The following is a 22,308-nucleotide window of genomic DNA, read 5'->3' as shown; positions in this document are numbered from 1 at the left end:
GTGTAATTTACTATATATTTTCAGAGGTTTCTTCATAAATGTATGAGAAGTTTGCACTGCAGTATGAAATACGATGAATGGAGCGGTTTGGACTGATTGCTATGGTGGTTGTGACCCTTGGTGTTTAAAAAAATCCTTAATTTTCAAATAGATTTAAAAAATAATCAAAATTTTATTAATTTATGAGTAGAATATTGATAAAATAAAATCATATTTTTACTTTAAAAGTTCCCAAGTTTTTAAAGACGAACTGGCTTGGAAAGGAGGCTATAGGGAGATTTTAATTATGTAGTTGTTCTTTGAATCAAGCTGCTGTATACTGTAAAAAAATTTATTATTTAGAATATAAGTCATTCAACTTTCAAAAATTGACTTGATATTTTACAACGGATCACATTGAGGTGTGGTGGTCTTTGATTACATAATGCTGATGTTTTGAGAAGTGTATAGAAAAGTATCTTGTATGAAATGAAGTGGATAAAAATGTAGCTTTTGAAGCACATGGATTGGATGTAGAAAACATGACAGTTGAATGTGAAAATATATAAACATATTTTTGAAAAAGGATATATGAAGCTTCAAAAACCTTTAAAGGAGTATTTTAACGCTATAGAACAGGATGTGGAAATATGAAAAATAATATTGTAACACTAAGAGAGGTGCTAAAAGATGCAGAGGCAGGACATTATGCTGTCGGGTCCTTTTCACCCAGATATACGCCGCTGATAGGACCCATTTTAAATGTAGCCCAGAAAAACAGTTCGCCTGTTATTGTACAAATCTCGCAGAGGGAACTGATCCTGTACGGGATTACTCCAGGGGAGTTTGCTGGTGAGTTTTATAAATGTGTAGAAGAGAAGGACATTACCGTACCGGTAGTCTTGCACCTGGACCACACCAAAGAAATTAACTTAATTAAAAAGGCTGTAGACGCTGGGTTTAAATCCGTTATGATTGATGCTTCTGAAAAGAAGCTGGATGAAAATATAGCCATAACAGCGGCGGTGGTTGAATACGCCAAAAAGTTTGGAGTTTCTGTGGAAGCCGAGTTGGGCAAAATAGGTACTACAGACTTTGTAGAAAGTGATAATGATGAGGAGATGTATACCGTATCATAAAAATAGGTAATCAGAAGCAGTTTTCATTATGCTAAAAGAAATGCTATAATATTTATATAGCAGCAAAAGACGAAAAGATAAAGAGTGGCTGTTATTATATGAATCAAAATTAAACATAATGATAAAAAGAAGGTGCGAGTGTGAAGATAGTACAGGTGATAAAGGCATTTCAGTTTGTAGAATATTAAGATACAATTTATTTTCTAAATCGGTAGTTTAAAAGTAGCCAAAGCTTACAGCGGCGCTTTTATTAAAGACGGGAAATGGGGGAACTCATTTGTTCAATCTGTATAGTATTAAGAATAAGCTTATTGTCTTTTTTCTTATAATTATTATTATTCCTTCGACATTGATTACTTCTGTTATGTATTATCGTACAAAGATAATTTTAATGGAAAAAAAAGGGGATTCTATTATCAACAATTTACTCCGTACCAGTCGTGTAATGGATAGTATATTATCTGATGCTGAAGACCAACTAACTTCTTTAACTGCAAGTCCCGAATTTTACAATGAACTCAAAAAATTCTGCCGAAAAGATGATTACTCTCAGGATAGAGAAACTGAATATATCTGGAATAAGATTTTTACTCTTCAATCGTACCGCAGATACATTCAAGCTATATACATCTATCTTTATGATCAGAAAATAATGTTTACATCTTATAACAGCCGAAAAGTCTTAGAAGTTACTAAACCGAGCTATTATCATTGGCTAAGTATTCCGGTGAATACTGATACTAACAGCTCCGGGTGGGTGCTGTCACACGGCGTTACACCAAATGTTACCGACGTTGTAGGAAGTGTTTTTATACTAAAAAAGAAAATAAACAATATCTATGAAGGGAAGGCTATTGGTGAAGCTTGTATCGCTATCAACTTGCAAAGCATCAGATATAGTTTATTAGATAGTTCAAAGGAAGGTAAAGAAGGAGCAGCTTTAATACTTGATAATGACCAAATTATGCTATCTTCAGGAGATGTTAAAGATTTAGGTGAAAAAGCACCTTATTTTAACAGGATTTTAAATTTGAATCAGGGATATCTTTTAGATACGGTGCATGGGAAGAAAGTGCTGATTGGATATACCACTTCTAAATATACAGGATGGAAATATGTTTCTCTAATACCCTATAGTGATATGATATTGAATGTTGGCAAGGTAAGGAATTTAGCCATAGGTGTAAGTTTTTTATCGGCGGGATTGGCATTTTTTTTAGCATATATTTTTTCACAAAGCATTTATAAGCCTATCAAAACAATAGAAAATTCCATGAAATCTGTTCAGTCTGGAAACTTTAAAGTACAAATTACCGAAGAAAGAAAAGATGAATTCGGTTTGCTTAACAGGGGGTTTAACCAGATGGTTAATCAAATCCAAAAATTAATTGATGAATTGTATCATCAAAAGTTGTTATACAAAGAAGCTGAGGTAAAAAATTTACAGGCACAAATTAATCCCCATTTTTTATATAACACTTTAGACTCCATTCATTGGATGGCCCGGTTAAATAAAATGAAGATGGTAAGCGAGCTAACGTTTTCTTTATCTCACTTTTACAGATTAAGCTTGAGCGGTGGTAAAGAAGTGGTTACGGTAAAAGAAACGATTGACCTGATTAAAGAATATTTGAGTATCCAGAAAGTACGTTACGGAGATAAGTTTAATGTACATATGGATTTAGATGAAACCCTATTTGACTATAGTATTTTACATTTAATCATTCAGCCATTAGTAGAGAATTCCATATGTCATGGAATCGAAAAGAAAAAAGGGCAGGGTAATATTCGGGTAAAGCTATATTCCTTAGGCAAAAGTATGATGTTTACTATTCAGGATGATGGCGTAGGAATACCTGTTGAAAAATTAGAAAAAATTAATCAGGGTCTTAGAGGGCACCAACTGGCTGATGGTGAAAATTTTGCACTCGTAAATATCCATAAGAGAATCCAGTTATATTATGGAGAAGAATATGGGTTAAAAATCCAGAGCCGGGTAAATCAAGGTACCACTGTTCAGGTTTTGGTCCCTATACGGAAAAATTAAAAAGGGGGTAAGAGATTCGTGTATAAGCTTTTAATAGTTGATGATGAACAATGGATACGACAGGGGTTACGTGAAGTTATTGATTGGGAGATGTACGGTATTTCTGAAGTTTGGGAGGCTGAGGATGGAGGATGTGCACTTGATATAATACGAAAAAATCAACCCGATATCGTTATCACTGATATACGGATACCGGATGTTAATGGGTTGGAGCTTAGCACCATTTTAAAGCAGGAATATCCTCAGATAAAGGTTATTTTTATCAGTGGATACCAGGATTTTAATTATGCTAGAGAAGCAATTTCTTTAGGTGTTTATAATTATATTTTAAAACCTCTAAATGAAAATGAGGTTATAAAAACTGTGCAAAAATGTATAATCGATATAGAAAAGGAGAGATTGCAGCAGCGGGAAACAAATCAACCAAAAAACCGGTTTGAAGAATTAAAAGGCACCGGTATGAGAAAAATTATTAGGGAGGTGGTGGATTATGTAAATAAATATTATAATAAAAAAGTAAGCCTGGCTTCAGCAGCAGATTTCGTACATTTAAATCCATCTTACCTTAGCAAGCTGTTTTGTGAAGAAATGGGAGAACCATTTACGCGGTATTTAATGAAGGTTCGAATACAGAAGGCGAAAGAACTGCTGAAAGAACCCAGATATAAAATATATGAGGTAGGAGATAGGGTAGGCTATAGTGATATTAAATATTTTGTGAAAATATTTAAAGATATGGAAGGGATGACACCAGCCGAATATCGGGAAAAGTGTTTAACCTAAAGAACAAAAATAATAGAGTAAATACAATGAAAGTCCCCTTTCAATGATAATAGGGCTTTTATATAATAAAAGTACAGTAGAACTCGGTAAAAAAGAAAAAGAACCCACAATGCTCTAATGTAGGGAGGTGAAATAAGAACAAATCTGCCCTGATATTGTAAGTTCCTTGAAAATCAAACAATCTAAATTTATATCCTATATAAATAACACTAAGTATGTTACATTACTGTTATTTTGTTCGCGATTCACAGTTCTCAGTTCACAGAAATTAGCCAAGAAAATCCTGTGAACCGTGAACTGTGAACTAAAATAGAAAATGTAAAGTACTTAGTAATACTTATATATATATTATATTATCTCTGAAAAGAAAAAATCAAGTATTTCAGAAGAAGAAAATTTGACCGAGTTTTACAGGAATAAATGTAAGGGGGAAACAATATGTTGGGAAAAAACACCTTCAGGCTAGCGGCACTATTACTCTCTATGTTGTTAGTACTATCAACGGCATTGGTAGGCTGCGGTAGTCCGTCAAAAGAACAGAAGACCAATGAAACTCCTAAACAGTCGGATACCGATAAGACAGAAAGTACTCCAAAGCAGGGTAAACCGGTTGAAATAACTTACTGGTTTCCACATGGGAACAGTAGAGACAAAAATGCTCTGGAAAAAGCAGTTGATATATTCAATAAAGCAAATCCTGATATCAAAGTAACTGCTGAATTTGTTGGAGCTAGTGGAAGTGGACAGGGGATTACGGATAAATTAACTACGGCAATCAATGGTGGCAGTCCCCCGGATGTTGTTCTCTTTGACAGATTTATGGTAAGCCAGTGGGCTTCAGGAGGACTTTTTGAAGATTTGACAGACCTTGCTCAAGCTAACGGTGTTACAAAGGACATGTTCTATGATTTTGCCATTAAAGAAGCAAGCTATAAAGACAGAATATATGCCATGCCCTTTGATACGGACTGCCGTGTACTTTATTATAACAAGAAAATGTTTAAGGAAGCAGGGTTAGACCCAGAGAAACCTCCTTTGACCATAGCGGAACTGGATGAATATGCAGAGAAATTAACCAAGAAAGAGGGCAATCGATATAAGGTTATTGGATTTATTCCGTGGTTAAGCCAGGGATGGCTCTACACCTGGGGGTGGGCTTTCGGCGGCCAATTCCAGGATCAATCAGGAAAAATAACCGCTAACCACCCTGATATCGTTAAAGCATTGGAATGGGAAACTACATATGCAAAAAAATATGATATTGAGGCCATTACTAACTTCTCCAGTGCTTCTGGTGGTGATATCAACCCCTTTAGTGCAGGAATGGTTGCCATGATGATTAGTGGACCATGGGAAATAGCCGGTTTTAAAGAATTTAAGGACCTTGATTACGGTGTATCTTATATCCCGACTCCTACCGGATCTAATTTCAACTCATGGGCGGGTGGATGGTGCTATGTTATTCCAAAAGGGACTAAAAATAAGGAAGCATCATTCAAATTTGCTAAATTTATGTCAGTAGAAGAGGGTGCAAGGATTTATGGAGAAGATACTGTACATTTTATGAGTTACAAGGATTTAAATGACAAATTTACCTGGGTTAAAAATGAACCGAAAGCTAAAATATTCCTGGAATTATTCCCTAAATCTTACTGCCGTCCTGCCATTTCAAAAGGACAGCTGTTATGGGATGAGTTAGCTACAGCTACTGACAATGCGCTGCATGGAAAAGGAATGCCTAAGGAACTGTTGGATAAAGTAACTGAGAAAGTGAACAAGGAGTTAGGATTTTAACAGTAAAAAGCAATATAGCCGTAACCGGGCGGGAAATAATGATATTTCCCGCCTGAAATTCTATCGAAGGAGGCACATGAAAGCATGAGGCAAATAAGAGCTGGATTCTTCAATAAAAACAAGAAAGAGATTACTGGTTGGCTGTTTGCTTTCCCGTGGTTAGCCGGACTTATAACATTTTATATCTATCCTCTTATTTCATCTATATTTTACAGTTTTACAGCTTTTAAAGGAATCACTCCGGAAAAATTTAATGGCATTCAAAATTACATTGATTTAGTACATGATGGGATTTTCTGGATTTCACTTAAAAATACTTTTGTATATACTGTTTTAGTAGTACCGGCCAGTTTGATTTTTGGGATATTGCTGGCAATTATTTTAAATGTAAAAAGCGAGGGACAGGGGATATATCGTGTAATCACTTTTATTCCTACTCTTGTGCCTGTTGTTGCAGTATCTATCATATGGCAGTGGCTTCTTAACAGCCAGTTTGGCCTTGTTAATTATATTTTGTATAAAATAGGGTTGCCCGGGCCTCCCTGGTTTGGAAGCGAGTTGTGGGCAAAACCTTCAGTAGCTCTCATTTCCCTTTGGACGATTGGGACAACTGTTCTTATTTATTTAGCTGGACTGCAGGATATTCCAAAAGATTACTATGAAGCAGCCACAATTGATGGTTCCAGTGCATTTGGTAAGGTGATACATATTACACTGCCTTTATTAACGCCGGTTATTTTTTTCAATATTATCATGGGAATCATTGCTGCAGTGCAGCAATTTACTCTTCCCTTTGTTATTACTAACGGACAGGGGATTCCGGCGAACTCGATGATGTTTTATTCCATGTTATTATATAAAAATGCATTTCAATATTTTAAAATGGGCGCAGCGAATGCCATGGCATGGATCATGTTTGTGATGATCATGATTTTAACACTGATTGTTCAATATACGTCAAAAAAATGGGTCCATTATATGGGAGAATAGGAGGCGGTTATCATTGAAGAAACAATTAAAAGGATTAGTGAATAGCATTTCATACCATGTAGTCCTTATTAGCATAAGTATATTTTTCATGCTGCCATTTTACATAATGGTAGTTACTTCTTTTAAAACACAGGCTGAATGTTTTGTTTATCCGATAAAATGGCTGCCGGACCAGTGGAATCTTAAAGCATATTATGATATATTCAAAGTAATTCCTTTTGGGAAGTATTTTATAAACACTGTTTTTATTACTGGGGCAAATGTAATAGGAGTCGTATTAACCTGTCCCTTGGCTGCATATAGCCTGGCAAGACTCGAGTGGAAAGGACGTGACCTTTTATTTTTCCTTACCATTGCTGTAATGATGATTCCATATCAGGTAATTATGATTCCGATTTTTATTCTTTTTTCCAAGTTGAAGTTGGTAGGAACATACTGGCCTTTGATACTTCCTCAATACCTTGGTGTCCCTTTTTTTATTTTTCTACTTCGGCAGTTTTTTAAAGGGCTGCCTAAAGACCTTGAAGATGCAGCAAGGATTGACGGATGTTCTGAATTCAGTATATATTCAAAGGTCTTTCTTCCGCTTTGTAGACCGGCAATTCTGACTGTTGCAATCTTTCAGTTATTAAATTCATGGAATGACTTTACAGGTCCTTTGATTTATCTTACAAAAGCTAAAATGTATACGCTCCAGATAGGTTTACAACAATTTAAGAGTGTGCATATAACTAACTGGCCACCGATGATGGCTGCATCGGTTTTGATTTCACTACCTATTATCATACTATTTTTTATAGCACAAAAGCAGTTCATTGAAGGAGTCACCTTCACAGGTATAAAAGGATAAAGTGTTTTATAAAGTTAACTATTAAGCTTAAGGAAAACAGTTTTGCATTCACTAGAAATCCTTATGAAATTAAAACTTTTAAGCTGAAAATAAAGTAATTACTTAAGATTAAGGATTTATCCAACGTTAATATTTGGAGTTTATATTTATTAAGTTGTCAGCCTATAAAAGCCTAAATACATCATTCAAAATATATTTAGGCTTTTTCTGTATTTACTGAGGCCAGATAGCACCATAAGTCCTAAATTTTTTCTTAATGAACACAAAAACAAAGAAATGTGTAGAATATTCTATTCAAAATATTTACCAAAAAAGATAATATTGACTTGTAACAAAGAACAACAAAATAAATCTAAAGGAGGAGAATACAGTGAAGAAGTCAATTTTAAGGTTACAGGTCTCAATTATCTGTATTTCTTTGATTGCAACGCTAGCATTAGCCGGCTGCAGTTCTGCAAACAAAGAAAAGCCCAAGCAGGACCAGTCCGCGGCCCAGGAACAGACAAAGACTGCTGAAAAAAGTGCACCTGCAGCGGATAAAGAGAAAGCAGAAAAGAAGAAAATTGTTTTCTGGCATATTCAGTCTACTGGCAATGGTCCTAAAATAATACAAAATTCCGTTGACCGCTTCAAGGCTGAAAATCCTAATGTTGAAGTTGAAGTGGTACCTCTTCAGAATGACCCTTTCAAGACAAAGCTTAAGGTTGCCATGGGTGCCGGAAATCCACCGGATATCTTCCCTACTTGGTCAGGCGGACCACTCTATGAGTATGTAAAAGCCGGTCAGGTAGCAGACCTTACCGATATGATGAATAAGGACAACTATAAGGATTACTTCCTGGATGGTGCCATCAGTATGGTAACCTTTGATAATAAAATCTGGGGTGTTCCGGTAGAAAATATAGCTGTCGCCGGCATCTTCTATAATAAGAAAATTTTTGAAGAAAATGGCCTTTCTATACCAAAAACATATAATGAGCTTGTTGATATTGTAAAAAAATTAAAGGCTAAAGGGATTACTCCTTTTGCACTTGCCAATAAGACCAAATGGACGGGGTCAATGTATTATATGTATCTTGTAGACCGTATTGGAGGTCCGGATGTATTTAAGAAAGCTGCTACAAGGACAGGCGGTACTTTTGAAGATGAGGCCTTTGTCAAAGCAGGACAAATGGTACAGGAACTTGTAAAATTAGGGGCTTTTTCAGATGGTTACAATGGTTTGGATTATGATACCGGACAGTCCAGAACCTTGATGTATTCCGGGAAAGCTGCCATGGAACTTATGGGTACGTGGAATATCTTTACTGTAAAATCTGAAAACGAGAAGTTCTATAATGAAAACCTTGATTTCTTCCCATTTCCTGCGGTTGAAGGTGGAAAAGGAGATCCTAACAACGTAGTAGGTACGGTCGGTGATAACTTCTACTCTATATCCAAGAAAAGTAAAAACCCGGAAGACGCTTTCAAGGTTATCCAGTTTTTAATAGACGAAGAATCTGTAAAAGAGAGAGCGGCAGATGGCAAAATACCACCTATTAAAGGGTTTAAGCCGGAAAATCCTCTTCTCCAGAGAGTTATGGGCATGCTTGAAAAAGCACCTTCCGTACAATTGTGGTACGACCAGTACCTGCCTCCAGAACTGGGCGAATTGCATAAGGATACATGCCAGGCACTCTTCGGGCTTAGCATGACCCCGGAAGAAGTTGCAAAGAAAATGGAAGAAGGCGCTAAAAAGTTCTTCGGTAAATAAAAAATGTAAGACCTATATAAGGCTAAAAGGTGCCCCTTCTTTTATGATGGGGCACTTTATGAAGAAAGGAGGTCATTAAAATCAGTACAAAACAACTCTTATTAAAAAATAATACAAGATTGAAAGGAAATGAATATACCTCTACTATTATACTTTTTCTTTTACCAACATTATTCTTCCTTTTTGTTTTTGTTGTCTACCCTATATTCTCTTCCTTTCATATGAGCTTTCTAAAATGGAATGGCATTGATCCGGTAAAGGAGTTTATAGGCTTTGAAAATTGGTTTGAACTTTTAAAAGATAATATTTTCAGGCGGGCACTGGGAAATAATTTTATTATTGTCATACTTTCCATTGCAATCCAACTGCCTATCGGTATGGCCCTGGCTGTTCTTCTGGACAGCGGCGGCAGAAAACTGAATCTTTTTAAAACGGTATACTTTTTTCCCATGCTTATGTCATCGGTAGCTGTAGGTATATTATTTAAATATGTATATGACCCCCAGTTTGGTATTGTAACTGCATTTTTAAATGCGGTAGGATTAAAACGATTGGTTTTGAATTGGTTGGGTGAACCGGGTGTTGCGCTTTATTCAGTAATTGCCGTAATATGCTGGCAGTATATACCCTTCTACATGATTTATTTTCTCGCAGCCATGACATCTATTCCGGGAGAACTATTTGAAGCTGCATGGATAGATGGGGCTACACGCGGCCAGTATTTCTGGCAGATTGTCCTTCCGCTTCTCAAAGGAACTGTAAGGACAGCTGCAATACTTTCCCTTGTTGGTTCATTAAAATATTTTGACCTTATCTATGTCATGACTGAGGGAGGACCGGTAAATTCCACAGAGCTCATGGCAACTTATATGTATAAGAATGCTTTTACCACATTTAGGATGGGTTATGGAAGTACGGTTGCAATGGCACTTTTTCTGGTGGTTATGGTTACTTCCATTTTGGTATTTTCTATCACTAAAAGAGAGGAGAGGGGGTAGAAGATGAAAACAAAAGTTACGTTTAGGCAAGTCATTGTTTTCATATTAGCAGTTTTGTGGTTATGTATTGCCGGAGCTCCCTTTTTCTTCATGGTGCAAACAGGTTTTAAGCAACAATCTGAGTTGTTGTCAGGGCCTGTATGGGCTTTGCCGAAGGTCCCAACCCTTTCTAATTATGTGGGTGTATTGACGGGAAAATTTTTTATATTCTTCAGAAATAGTGTAGTAGTGGTAGCCGGTTCTGTTATCCTTATACTCTTGGTGAGTGCTATGTCTTCCTATGTGTTTTCCAGAATCAAGTTCAAGCTAAATACTGCGATTTTTGGGATTATTATTGCCGGAATGGCAATACCGGTTCATGTTACGTTGATACCGGTCTATTTACTTACCAATAAGCTGGGATTATACGATACTCTTCTGGCTTTAATAGGACCTTATGTAGCCTTAAACATTCCCATGTCAATTTTCATACTGACGGAGTTTATGAGGGATATTCCGAGAGAGCTTGAGGAATCAGCGCGCATAGACGGCTGCGGGCCAAAGGGAATTTTTTTTAGGATTATATTACCCCTTTCACGGCCGGGTCTTGTTACATTAGCAATATATAATGCGGTGTTTTTGTGGAATGAATTTATTTTTGTACTTGTATTGACCCAGAGTACAAATAACAGGACCCTTCCCCTGGGAATCTGGGAATACCAGGGGCAGTATGCAGCCAATATACCTATGATCATGGCACTGTTGACACTTGCTTCATTACCTATGATGATAGCCTACCTGGTCGGTCAGGAAAAGCTCATAAAAGGTATGATGGCAGGAGCCATAAAAGGATAGTAAAATATTTACTGTTGAATAGGGATTTGCTATAATTAGAAAAAGCAGTACTTTCTATAACTTTGTGACCGCGGCATGAAATTTATACATTTGCTTAAGGGGGAAGTAGTATGCATAGATCCCTGTTCCGATATGTAATATTGATGAGTTGCATACTGATAATACTGTCATCTCTATTAATCGGCTGCAGTAGAACGCAAGTTGAAGAAAAAAGGGATAAAGCAGGGAATACCGAAGCATTATCCAGGGAAAAAAGCATTACAAATAAGAAAAAAATCGTATTCTGGCACATTCAACTTAGTGACAGTGTCTCTGATGTTATCAAACGTAGAGCTGAGCATTTTATGGCAGATTATCCCGATGTTGAAGTTGAAATTGTTCCCTACTTAAATGAGCCGTATAAAATTAAGCTTGTCGTTGCCATGGGGACGAGGAATCCGCCGGATATTTTTTCTACATGGTCGGGAGGACCTCTTTATGAGTATATAAAAGCCGGTCAGGTAGCAGACCTTACTCCTATGATGGAAAAGGATAATTATAAGGATTACTTCCTTGATGCTGCAATAGACATGGTGACATTTGACGGGAAAATATGGGGGGTGCCGGTGGAAAATTCCGCTATAGCTGTAATATTTTATAACAAAAAAATATTTCAGGAAAACGATATCTCACCACCTAAAACCTATAATGAACTTCTTGAAACAGTCAAGAAACTAAGAAGTAAAGGAATTATTCCCTTTGCTCTTGCCAACAGGACCAAATGGCCCGGTTCAATGTATTATATGTATCTTGTAGACCGCATCGGAGGGCCTGATGTGTTTAAAAATGCTGCTGCAAGGTCGGGCGGTACTTTTGAGGATGAAGCATTTATTAAAGCGGGACAAAAGATACAGGAACTTGTGAAGCTGGGAGCTTTTTCTGATGGATTCAATGGCCTGGATTATGATACCGGACAATCAAGAAGCCTGATGTATTCCGGGAAAGCCGCTATGGAACTGATAGGTACATGGAATATTGCTACTATTAAGGATGAAAATAAAGAGTTTTATGAGAATAATCTGGATTTTTTCCCCTTTCCTGAGGTAGAAGGAGGAAAAGGTGAGCCCAATAACGCTATAGGTACATTGGGAGATGGTTTCTATTCCATATCCAGGACATGCAAATATCCAGAAGAAGCATTTCGCTTTATACAGTATTTAATAGATGAAGAAGCTGTAAAAGAGAGGACGGTACGTGGACGCATTTCCCCGGTAAAGAACTTTAAGACAGACGATCCCGTACTCCAGCGGGTTCTAAAACTTATTTCAACAGCACCATCTATACAACTTTGGTATGACCAGTATCTTCCTCCTGAACTTGGAGAAAAACACAAGGATACGTGCCAGGCACTCTTTGATGGTAGTATGACACCGGAACAAGCCGCCAAGGTCATGGAAGATGCAGCAAAGAATTTTTACAAAACCAAGAATTAGTTTAAGGTATTAAAAATGACAGGCGGACTTTGAATATCTGAACATTATAAGGCTTAAAGGGGGATTGGTTAATATGGAAAATCAAAATAGAAAGAAGGAGATGCTGTACCTGGATGCAACTCAGCCTGTGGACAAAAGAGTTGAGGATTTATTGTCCAGAATGAATCTGGACGAAAAAATTGCGCAGTTAAGTGGTATTTGGGTCTATGAAGTGCTGCAAGATATGAAGTTTTGTGATGAAAAAGCAAAAGAGCGCATGGAAAGTGGAATAGGACAGATTACCCGAATAGGCGGGGCAAGCAATTTAGAGCCCCAGGATTCAGCAAGGTTAGCAAATGAAATTCAAAAGTATTTAGTAGAAAATACAAGATTGGGGATACCTGCCATTGTCCACGAGGAATCCTGTAGTGGATATATGGCAAAAGGGGCTACCTGCTTTCCACAAACCATTGGTGTTGCAAGTACATGGGAGCCTGAGCTTGTTAAGGAGATGGGCTCTGTTATAAAGACACAAATGAAAGCGGCAGGGGCACACCAGGCGCTTGCACCTTTGATGGATGTCACAAGAGATGCGAGATGGGGAAGGGTGGAAGAAACCTTTGGGGAAGACCCCTATTTGGTATCACAAATGGGTGTCTCCTATATTAAGGGTATCCAGGGTGAGAGTTTAAAAGAAGGTATTATGGCTACAGGGAAACACTTTGTAGGATACGGAAACTCCGAAGGAGGTATGAACTGGGCCCCGGCACATATTCCAAAAAGGGAACTACATGAAGTATTTTTGCTGCCTTTTGAGGCTGCAGTAAAAGAAGCAAAATTGGCCTCCATCATGCCTGCCTATCATGAAATGGATGGAGTTCCCTGCCACAGCTCCAAAGAGCTCCTTACAGAAATTCTTAAGAATCACTGGGGTTTTGACGGGCTGGTAGTATCGGATTATTTTGCTATTAATATGCTTTATGATTACCATCGTTTAAAGAAAGACAAGGCACTGGCTGCCAAAACAGCTTTAGAAGCCGGTGTCGATATTGAGCTGCCAAGTACCGATTGTTATGGCCAACCTTTAAAAGAGGCAGTGCAAAGTGGGCTAGTTGAGGAATCTTTAATTGATGCAGTAGTTAGAAGGATTTTGAAAAAGAAGTTCCTATTAGGGCTGTTTGAGAATCCCTATGTAGATGTTCAAAAGGTATCCGGAGTATTTGACACTCCAGCCCAGCGGGAACTTGCCCATAAGATTGCCCAGCAGTCCATGGTATTGTTAAAGAATGAAAACAACCTGCTGCCATTAAAGAAAGACATTAAGTCTATTGCGGTGATCGGTCCTAACGCAGATAGCGTTAGAAATATTATCGGCGACTATGCTTACCCATGCCATATAGAAGCATTAGAAGAAATGCGTGCAAATTCAAGCATATTCAATACACCGGTACCCGATAAAGTGGAGTTAACGGACAATTTTGTTCCTATTATAAGCATATTGCAGGGGATAAAAGATAAAGTCTCTCCTGAAACCCAGGTCCGCTATGCAAAAGGGTGTGATATTACTGGAGATAATAAAGATGGATTCGGAGAGGCTGTAAAAGCTGCTAAAGATTCTGAAATTGCCATTGTAGTAGTTGGAGATAAAGCTGGTCTGACAGATGGGTGTACTACTGGAGAATCGCGGGATAGAGCTGATCTTAATCTGCCGGGTGTGCAGGAAGAACTGGTAAAAGCAATTTATGAAACAGGGACACCCGTTGTTGTCGTATTGGTGAACGGCAGGCCGCTTTCTATTAATTGGATAGACCAGCATGTTCCGGCTGTGCTGGAAGCATGGCTGCCGGGTGAAGAAGGGGCCAGGGCTGTAGCAGATGTCCTGTTCGGTGACTATAATCCCGGGGGAAAGCTGCCTATTTCTTTCCCAAGGTCTGTAGGACAAATTCCGGTATACTACTACCACAAACCGTCAGGAGGGCGTTCCCACTGGAAAGGAGATTATGTGGAAGTAAGTACAAAGCCCCTTTATCCGTTCGGCTACGGTTTAAGCTATACTACATTCGAGTACGGCAACCTGGAAATAGCACCAAGGCAAGTTAATATAGATGGGAAAGTAGAAATAAGTGTTGATATCCGGAATGCAGGACAATATAAAGGGGATGAAGTTGTACAGCTTTATGTACATGATGTACTTGCCAATGTAACAAGGCCTGTAAAGGAATTAAAAGGGTTTAAGAGGATAACCCTGGAACCGGGGGAAAGTAAAAGGGTGAGTTTCAATCTGTCCATTACCCAGCTTGGCTTCTACAATGAAGATATGAAATTTGTTGTAGAACCGGGAATAATAGAGGTGATGGTAGGCAGTTCCTCCGAAGACATAAAGCTGACCGGAGATTTTGAAATCATTGGGGAAGTAACAGATATAAGTAAATGTAAAACTTTTTCTACTCAAGTAGAGGTTAGATAAGTTAAACCAGATTTTAAGGGTACAATACAGCTATCTCAGCCTACATAAGGATGGGATAGCTATTTGTTTAATAAAAATAATATGTATGGTATAATCATAGATAGGGCAGGGAAAGGGGGGTACAGATGAACGGAAAGAGGATATATAAGTTTTTTATAGGTATGCCTTTAAAAGTAAAGCTCATTTTATTTTCTGCTCTGCAAATATTTATTCCGGTAATTGTTGTTGGAGCTTTTTCATATAATATTGCCACCCACATTCTTACTGATAAAGTGAGCCATTCTACCATTATCACACTGGAGCAGGCAGCAAGAAGCATAGAGTTGTTTATGAAAGATATCGAGGACCTTTCAGTATTTCTCGTATCGGATGATTCTGTCCAAAAATTGCTTAAAAAAGAGAATGAGAGTGATAAGGAGGGCACCTTGCTTCTCGACCAGGTATATAAAACACTGTTTAATCTTACCAACTCCAAAGAGCATATCAGCTTTATATGTATTTTGAAAGAACAAAATGGGCGGCAGTATTATGCAGGCCCCCCGGTTGCCGTTGGAGAAGGAAACTTCTCAAAACAGCAGTGGTATAAGAAAACCATTGAAATGGATGGAAGAACCTTGTGGGTAGATACATATAAAAATACCTTGTTTTCGAATATAGACCCTTACGTTTTTTCTCTTTCCTGTACCATTAATGATATATATAGAATCAAGAAGCGGCTGGGTGTCCTTTTAATTAATATCAAGGAGCAATCTCTCTACCAATTTTATGGTGGTGAATCCAATGACAACAATAGAGAAGTATTTATCGTGAATAAAGAAGGTTTGATTGTATCCCACAGGGATAAAGGACTTCTTTTGACAAAAGTAGATGATGGCTTAATTAGTAAAGGGTTATTAAAGGGAGACAAAGGGGTATTTACTTATCAAATGAATCATAGGAAGAAACTGGTAACTTATTATAAAATTCCCAAGCTGGACTGGATACTGGTCAGTGTTGTCTCAATGAATGCATTACTAAGAGAAAACAAGGTTATTGGGACGCTTACCCTGGTGGTGGTGATGGTTTCTATTGTGATAACTCTTTTCTTATCAATTTTACTGGCATCTACTATTTCCAGGCCTGTAGGAAAGCTGCTGGAGCAAATGAAGCAGGTCTCCGAAGGAAATTTTGATATCTATGTAGATTTTCACTATGGAGATGAAGTCAGTCAGTTAGGGGAAGGATTTAATTCTATGGTGAAAAAAATTGAGCAGTTGATTCATCAGGTATACCTCGAGCAAAAGCACCAGAAAGAAATTGAATTAAAAGCCCTCCAGGCTCAGATAAATCCGCACTTTTTATACAACACGCTGGAATCAATCAACTGGATGGCGCAGGAAATAGATGCTAAAGATATCAGTACCATGGTCAAAGCCCTGGCAAAGTTTTTCCGCATTAGCATCAGCAAAGGCCGGGATATTATCGATATTAAGGATGAAATTGAACATGTCAAGAATTATTTGATTATCCAAAAGATCCGATACCAGGATGTACTGCAGACGGAGATCATGGTTAGTGGCGACATATTGAATTATAAAATACCCAAATTAACTTTGCAGCCGCTGGTTGAAAATTCAATATATCACGGTATAAAAAATAAAAAAGGGAAAGGTACTATTTTGATCACCGGACGAAAAGATAAGAATGATATTGTGTTTGAAATTATTGATAACGGGATTGGAATGGATGAGAAAGAGATAGAACGTTTAAATCACTCGCTGAGAAATTATCAAGGAGAAGTACGGATTGGTTATGGAATTCGCAACGTTCACGAAAGGATTGTATTGAGGTTTGGGAAGGAATATGGACTGACATACTTTAAAAATATAGAGGGTGGGATTACAGTTGAAATCCGGTTACCTGCCTGTACTGATTTGGGGGAATGATGATGTATCGCGTAATGATTGTGGATGATGAACCAATTATTCGAAGGGGAATTAGAAACTCTATTGCATGGAATGAACATGAAATGGAAATAGTAGGGGAGGCGGCTAATGGGCAAGAAGCTCTGGATATAGCAGACCGGTTACAACCCGATATTGTGATTGCTGATATTTGTATGCCTGAAATTGATGGTCTGGAAATGAGTGAAAGACTTTTAATGAAATATCCGGACATTAAAATTATTATTCTCACCGGCTATGATGAATTTGAGTATGCCCAGAGAGCCTGTAAGTTAGGAGTTGTTGATTATGTACTTAAACCAACGGATGCAGACGACTTACTGGCTGTTTTAGAAAATACAAAAAAATCTATCAATTCTGAGCAAAATAGCAGGATAAAAATGAAAGAGCTGGAACAGCAGTTGCAAAAGCACATGCCTGTCATCCGGGAAAATTACCTGGTTCGTCTCATTACCGGAGTACAAACCCTTCAAGAATTAGATGACAATCAAAGGGTGCTGAACATCCAGGATAGGTGTGGAATCTTTCAAGTTGCAGTACTGGATTATGATTCTACCCTGGAGGATAGCAGCTTTACCGGACATGTGGAAATGCTGCACTTTGCTGTTAAAAATATCTGTAAAGAAATGATTGATGAACAAAATCTAGGATGGACTTTTTATAATGCACTAGGGCAAATTACTATATTGTTTTATTTTCAGGAAGAAAAAGAGGAACCGGCAAGATTGATTTTTGATCTAATGGATAAAATTCAGCAGATGATAAATAAAACGTTAAAGGCCGCTTTTTCTATAGGTATCGGAAGAGGGTATGAGCGGATTAAAAATATAAAAAGATCCTATGAAGAAGCAAAAGAAGCGTTGGAATACCGGTTTATCACAGGAGAGAACAGTATCTTGTTTATTGATGATGTACAGGCAGGGTGTCATGAGCCGAAGTGGAATGATCTATTAAAAATTGAAAAAGAGATACTGGTAAATATAAGCAAAGAAAAAGAAGATATCATACTTTTACTTTTAGACCGGTTTTTTGAACAAATAAAGAGTCAGCCTGCGATTACGCCACTATGGGCTAAAGCAAAGTGTTATGAATTAGTCAGCAATCTTTATCTAGCCTTTAATGACCTGGCTGCCCAGGAAAGAAGGCTGGAAAAGACACCTGACGAACTTTACCATGATATTCATCAATCTGTATCTCTCAGTAGTGCATTTGCTTTAGTAGAGAACTTTGTGCGCGAAATTTTAACCATCATTTCTCAAGCTAGAAATAACCGGACCAGGAAACTGATAGAAATGGGAAAAGAATACATTCAACAACATTTCAATGAAGAAATATCGGTGGCCGATATTGCTGGACACCTCTATGTGACGCCAAATTATTTTAGCAGGATATTTAAAAAAGAGACTGGAGAAGGATGTGTTGAGTATATCAACCGGGTACGGATGGAGGAAGCAAAAAAGCTGTTGAAGAGTACCTTGTACCTTACCTATGAAATTGGTAATATGGTGGGGTTTAAAGATGCAAATTATTTTAGCCTGGCCTTTAAAAAATATACAGGAATGTCACCGACTGAATACCGGGATAGCGGATTAGTATAAATAGCTGTTCAACCTGGTAAAAAAGTAGTATAATTTTGATATAAAGTCAAAATGCTAAATTAGATTTAAGTGTATAAATTAAAATTAAATGTTAATATCATTTTGTTTCATATAAAGTTGGGTATATAACTTAAAGTTTTAATTTTACAAGACAGATCTAATTTGCTTTATAAACGGGAGGATGAAATGAATTTTAATAAACCTGCGGAATTACCACTTAAACTTCATGAACAGCTGGATAATAGCAGACGAAGACAAATCCTGGCGGCAGTAGCAACAGGGACATTTATGTCTGCCTTGGATTCCAGCGTGGTGAATATTGCACTGCCTAAGATCGGCGCTTATTTTAAGGCCCCTTTGTCTATTATTGAATGGGTGGTTATGGCCTATTTGCTTATCATAAGCAGCCTTCTTCTTACCTATGGAAGAATGGGAGACATGTATGGACATAAAAAAATTTATATAACAGGTTTTATTATATTTACAGCAGGTTCCCTGCTTTGCGGGATGGTCCCGACTATTGCTGTTTTAATTATTTCCCGTGGTATTCAGGCCTTGGGGGCGGGGATGCTAATGTCCATGGGGCCGGCGATTATAACAGATACCACACCTCCGCAGCAGCGGGGTAAAGCGCTGGGAGTGAACGCTGTAGCAGTTGCAGTAGCCTTAACGACAGGACCTATCGTAGGAGGTTTTCTCACTTCACAGTTTGGATGGCAGAGTATTTTTTATATTAATTTGCCTGTTGGGGTAATAGGTATAATATGGGCAAGTAAAGTTATACCTGACAGCATAGAACGTGAGGTACAACCTTTTGACATAAAAGGAGCGGTTGTTATCTTTTTGGCATTAACCAGCTTATTAGTACCTTTAAGTTATACCGAGCAGTTTGGCTGGAAAAACCCTTATATTATAGCGGCATTGGTAATGGGTTTTATGTTGTTGTTGTTATTTGTATACATAGAGAAGCGCACAGCTTATCCTATGGTAGATTTAGCATTATTTAAAAATCGTCTTTTTTCCATGAGTAATGTATCGGCGTTATTAAATTATATGGCTCAATTTTCCGTTATACTGCTTATGCCCTTTTATCTGCAGCAGCTCAGGCAGTTGCCACCGTCGGAAGCCGGCTTAATGCTTATTCCCATGCCGCTTACCACCATGCTGGTTGCTCCCATTAGCGGGGCAATGTCTGACCGTTTTGACAGCCGTTATATAAGTTCTATAGGTATGGGGATAGTTGCCCTGGGAACCTGGCAGTTAAGCAATTTGAATATCAGTTCCACTAACTTTGAAATCGTCATAGGCCTGGCAACTGTAGGGCTGGGATCCGGTATGTTCCAGGCACCTAACAATAGTGCAATCATGGGGAGTGTTCCTGATAACAGGCGAGGTATCGCATCAGGCATGCTGGCTACCATGCGGAATATTGGTATGGTCTTGGGGGTAGCTGTATCGGGGGCAATTTTTAGCAACCATATGGGTTACCTGTATAAAGTACTTTCACAAAAAGGTATAACAGGTGTTGAACTAAGGAATCAGGCATTTACAGGTGCTTTTCACCTCGCTTATATTATGGCCTCCATATTAGCCTGGGTAGCTGTTGTAACTTCACTAGCCCGTGGTTCAACAAAATTGGAAAAAAAGATTTAAAAAATTTGATATATACATAAAATTTACAGTGGAATAGTTCACATAATATTGGTATAATATATATATAACACTAAGTATGTTACATTATTGTTATTTTGTTCACGGTTCACAATTCTCAGTTCACAGAAATTAGCCAAGAAAATCCTGTGAACCGTGAACTGTGAACTAAAATAGACAATGTAAAGTACTTAGTAATACTTATATAGATGACAAAATTAATGAAATATCAAGTGATGAAATAATAACAATTGGGCAATAATTTTATATTGAGAATGTATAGAGAAAAGCCTGTATCCATATGGCAACCGGGTATAGGCTTTTCTGTTGTCCAAAATATACTTGGATTTTTCAGATAATTCATTGGGTATTGACGTATAATATCATTGTAATGGTAAAAATTAACAATGTCATATGAAGTCTGTGGAGAGATTGCAGTGAAAGAAAAATTAAAACAATTTTGCAAGTCATTAAATATTGAATATGTAGGAATAGCTCCTCCCGGTCCTTATTTAGAGCTGGAAAAAATATTAAAGCAAAGGATAGGGCAGGAGCATTATACCGGGTTGGAAGAAAAGGATTTGAGAAAAAGGATAGACCCGAGACTGACGCTAGAGGACGTACAATCCATTATTGTATGTTTGTTCCCCTATTTCATCGGGCATGTAGAAAGTTCAAATATATCTAAATACGCCTATGCTATAGATTATCATTTAGTTGTAAAAGAGAAGCTGGAGAAAATAGCCGAGTTCTTAAGACAGCATATAAAAGACTTTCACTATAAATCCTTTGTAGACAGCGGTCCTTTAGTAGATAGATATCTTGCCTACCTGGCAGGGTTGGGTTACTTCGGAATAAACAATAACATCATTACAGAGAAGTATGGTTCCTATGTATTTATAGGATATATTCTAAACAATTATCCCTTTGAGTTTGATAAACCGTTGGAAAAGACCTGTGCAGCCTGCAGGGCATGTATTGAAAAGTGCCCCGGGCGGGCCATACTTGGTAATTACAAAATAGACCCAAGAAAATGTGCTTCTTATATCTCTCAAAAGAAGGAAGAGTTATCAGAATATGAGAAAGGTATTCTGATTAGAAGTAATAAGGTATTTGGTTGTGATATATGCCAGGATGTGTGTCCTCATAATCATAAAATAGAACCAACCAATATAGAGGAGTTTAAAGAGAGTCCCATATATAACCTTGACCATCAAGAACTTAAGAGTTTTTCCAACAAGGAATTCAAGAAAAAATACGGAAATAGGGCCTTTAGCTGGAGAGGAAAAAAGATAATTTCAAGAAATTTTGAGGTTATGAATGATAAATCTTAATGAAACAACTCCTCACAGACTCGAATTAACTTGGTTAAGAGATAGAAAAGAACCCTACAATTTAGGTGATAATGAATTCCACCTTGTTTTTACTGCAGATGATTTCGATGCTGCTTATGAGATGCATAAGAAAATGGGATGCATCTGTTATGAAAATAAGGCTATGGGAATTTATTTCATTAATGATCCTGATGGCTACTGGCTTGAAAAAGAGGTTAGCCCCACCTGGCCCCCCAAAGTTTCATTTCTTTAATAATTGATTTTAAGCTTTCTCCCTTTGGAGTGAGGGAATACTCTACAGTTGGGGGGACGGTAGGGTAAGCTGTACGATGGATAATGCCTTTTTCCTCTAATTCTTTCAACCGTTCAGAGAGCGTTTTGGGGCTAATCCCATGAAGTGACTTTCTTAATTCTCCAAACCTTTTTGTACCACCAAACAAGTCACGAATAATTAGAAATGTCCATTTACCGTTCAGAACATTTAATGCCTTTTCAATAGAGCATTCTATGCCTTCAGGGCAATCCGCTTCATACTTTTCGTACATACTTTTCTCCTTTCAATAGTAACTTTTTTGTAACTATATGACGAAAATGTAACTACTTTTCATAATATACCAAAAATGATATAATTGTCAATGAGTTTTCAGGTTTAGAAATGAGAAAATAGTGTAAGAAAGGTGCATATGTACAAATAAGTT

Annotated in this window: 16 protein-coding genes and 1 pseudogene; 16 read left to right on the top strand and 1 reads right to left on the bottom strand. The window is 37.6% G+C overall.

What is annotated here, in order from left to right:
• Positions 1-629 precede the first annotated feature (629 nt).
• The 16 genes and pseudogenes from CIB29_RS13240 to CIB29_RS13165 form a co-directional block, all read left to right on the top strand.
• Positions 630-1,118, top strand: coding sequence for a class II fructose-bisphosphate aldolase (locus tag CIB29_RS13240; protein WP_094550419.1), 489 nt, complete (start codon positions 630-632; stop codon positions 1,116-1,118).
• A gap of 277 nt (positions 1,119-1,395) precedes the next feature.
• Positions 1,396-3,165 (top strand): sensor histidine kinase, encoded by a 1,770-nt coding sequence (locus CIB29_RS13235; RefSeq protein WP_094550417.1) that lies wholly within the window; start codon positions 1,396-1,398, stop codon positions 3,163-3,165.
• An 18-nt stretch (positions 3,166-3,183) separates the two neighbouring features.
• A complete protein-coding gene (locus CIB29_RS13230) occupies positions 3,184-3,948 on the top strand; it encodes a response regulator transcription factor (RefSeq protein ID WP_094550415.1) in 765 nt (254 codons plus the stop codon).
• 438 nt (positions 3,949-4,386) lie between these two features.
• The gene (locus CIB29_RS13225) at positions 4,387-5,742 is read left to right on the top strand and encodes an ABC transporter substrate-binding protein (RefSeq protein WP_094550413.1); all 1,356 of its coding nucleotides are present in this window, start codon (positions 4,387-4,389) and stop codon (positions 5,740-5,742) included.
• Between the two features lie 84 nt (positions 5,743-5,826).
• Positions 5,827-6,732, top strand: a complete 906-nt coding sequence (locus CIB29_RS13220) for a carbohydrate ABC transporter permease (RefSeq protein ID WP_094550411.1) — start codon at positions 5,827-5,829, stop codon at positions 6,730-6,732.
• 13 nt (positions 6,733-6,745) lie between these two features.
• Entirely contained in the window at positions 6,746-7,582 is an 837-nt protein-coding gene (locus CIB29_RS13215; protein WP_242965223.1) for a carbohydrate ABC transporter permease, read from the top strand.
• A 370-nt stretch (positions 7,583-7,952) separates the two neighbouring features.
• Positions 7,953-9,335, top strand: a complete 1,383-nt coding sequence (locus CIB29_RS13210; RefSeq protein WP_242965222.1) for an extracellular solute-binding protein — start codon at positions 7,953-7,955, stop codon at positions 9,333-9,335.
• Positions 9,336-9,556: 221 nt separating this feature from the next.
• Positions 9,557-10,333 (top strand): carbohydrate ABC transporter permease, encoded by a 777-nt coding sequence (locus tag CIB29_RS13205; protein WP_198543883.1) that lies wholly within the window; start codon positions 9,557-9,559, stop codon positions 10,331-10,333.
• Between the two features lie 3 nt (positions 10,334-10,336).
• Complete coding sequence (locus CIB29_RS13200) at positions 10,337-11,167, top strand: carbohydrate ABC transporter permease (RefSeq protein ID WP_094550407.1); 831 nt, start codon at positions 10,337-10,339, stop codon at positions 11,165-11,167.
• Between the two features lie 110 nt (positions 11,168-11,277).
• A complete protein-coding gene (locus CIB29_RS13195) occupies positions 11,278-12,639 on the top strand; it encodes an extracellular solute-binding protein (protein WP_094550405.1) in 1,362 nt (453 codons plus the stop codon).
• A 73-nt stretch (positions 12,640-12,712) separates the two neighbouring features.
• Positions 12,713-15,085 carry a glycoside hydrolase family 3 N-terminal domain-containing protein gene (locus tag CIB29_RS13190; protein ID WP_198543882.1) on the top strand — a complete coding sequence of 791 codons (2,373 nt, stop codon included), beginning with the start codon at positions 12,713-12,715 and terminating at the stop codon, positions 15,083-15,085.
• 125 nt (positions 15,086-15,210) lie between these two features.
• Entirely contained in the window at positions 15,211-17,010 is a 1,800-nt protein-coding gene (locus tag CIB29_RS13185; RefSeq protein WP_094550403.1) for a sensor histidine kinase, read from the top strand.
• Positions 17,007-18,626, top strand: coding sequence for a response regulator (locus CIB29_RS13180; protein ID WP_094550401.1), 1,620 nt, complete (start codon positions 17,007-17,009; stop codon positions 18,624-18,626). The genes CIB29_RS13185 and CIB29_RS13180 overlap by 4 nt, the downstream gene beginning before the upstream one ends.
• A 186-nt stretch (positions 18,627-18,812) precedes the next feature.
• Complete coding sequence (locus CIB29_RS13175; protein ID WP_094550399.1) at positions 18,813-20,279, top strand: MFS transporter; 1,467 nt, start codon at positions 18,813-18,815, stop codon at positions 20,277-20,279.
• A gap of 434 nt (positions 20,280-20,713) precedes the next feature.
• Complete coding sequence (queG, locus tag CIB29_RS13170; RefSeq protein ID WP_242965221.1) at positions 20,714-21,610, top strand: tRNA epoxyqueuosine(34) reductase QueG; 897 nt, start codon at positions 20,714-20,716, stop codon at positions 21,608-21,610.
• Positions 21,611-21,617: 7 nt separating this feature from the next.
• Positions 21,618-21,863 (top strand): annotated as a pseudogene (locus tag CIB29_RS13165) (VOC family protein); the annotation flags it as partial.
• Here CIB29_RS13165 and CIB29_RS13160 read toward each other — a convergent pair.
• Complete coding sequence (locus tag CIB29_RS13160; RefSeq protein WP_094550395.1) at positions 21,826-22,155, bottom strand: winged helix-turn-helix transcriptional regulator; 330 nt, start codon at positions 22,153-22,155, stop codon at positions 21,826-21,828. The pseudogene CIB29_RS13165 and the gene CIB29_RS13160 sit on opposite strands and share 38 nt — an antisense overlap.
• Between the last annotated feature and the right edge of the window lie 153 nt (positions 22,156-22,308).

Origin of the sequence: Petroclostridium xylanilyticum (assembly GCF_002252565.1) — a bacterium.
Taxonomy (GTDB): domain Bacteria; phylum Bacillota; class Clostridia; order SK-Y3; family SK-Y3; genus Petroclostridium; species Petroclostridium xylanilyticum.
Note: the sequence above shows the minus strand (reverse complement) of the source record. Positions and strands in the feature narration are given on the sequence as shown.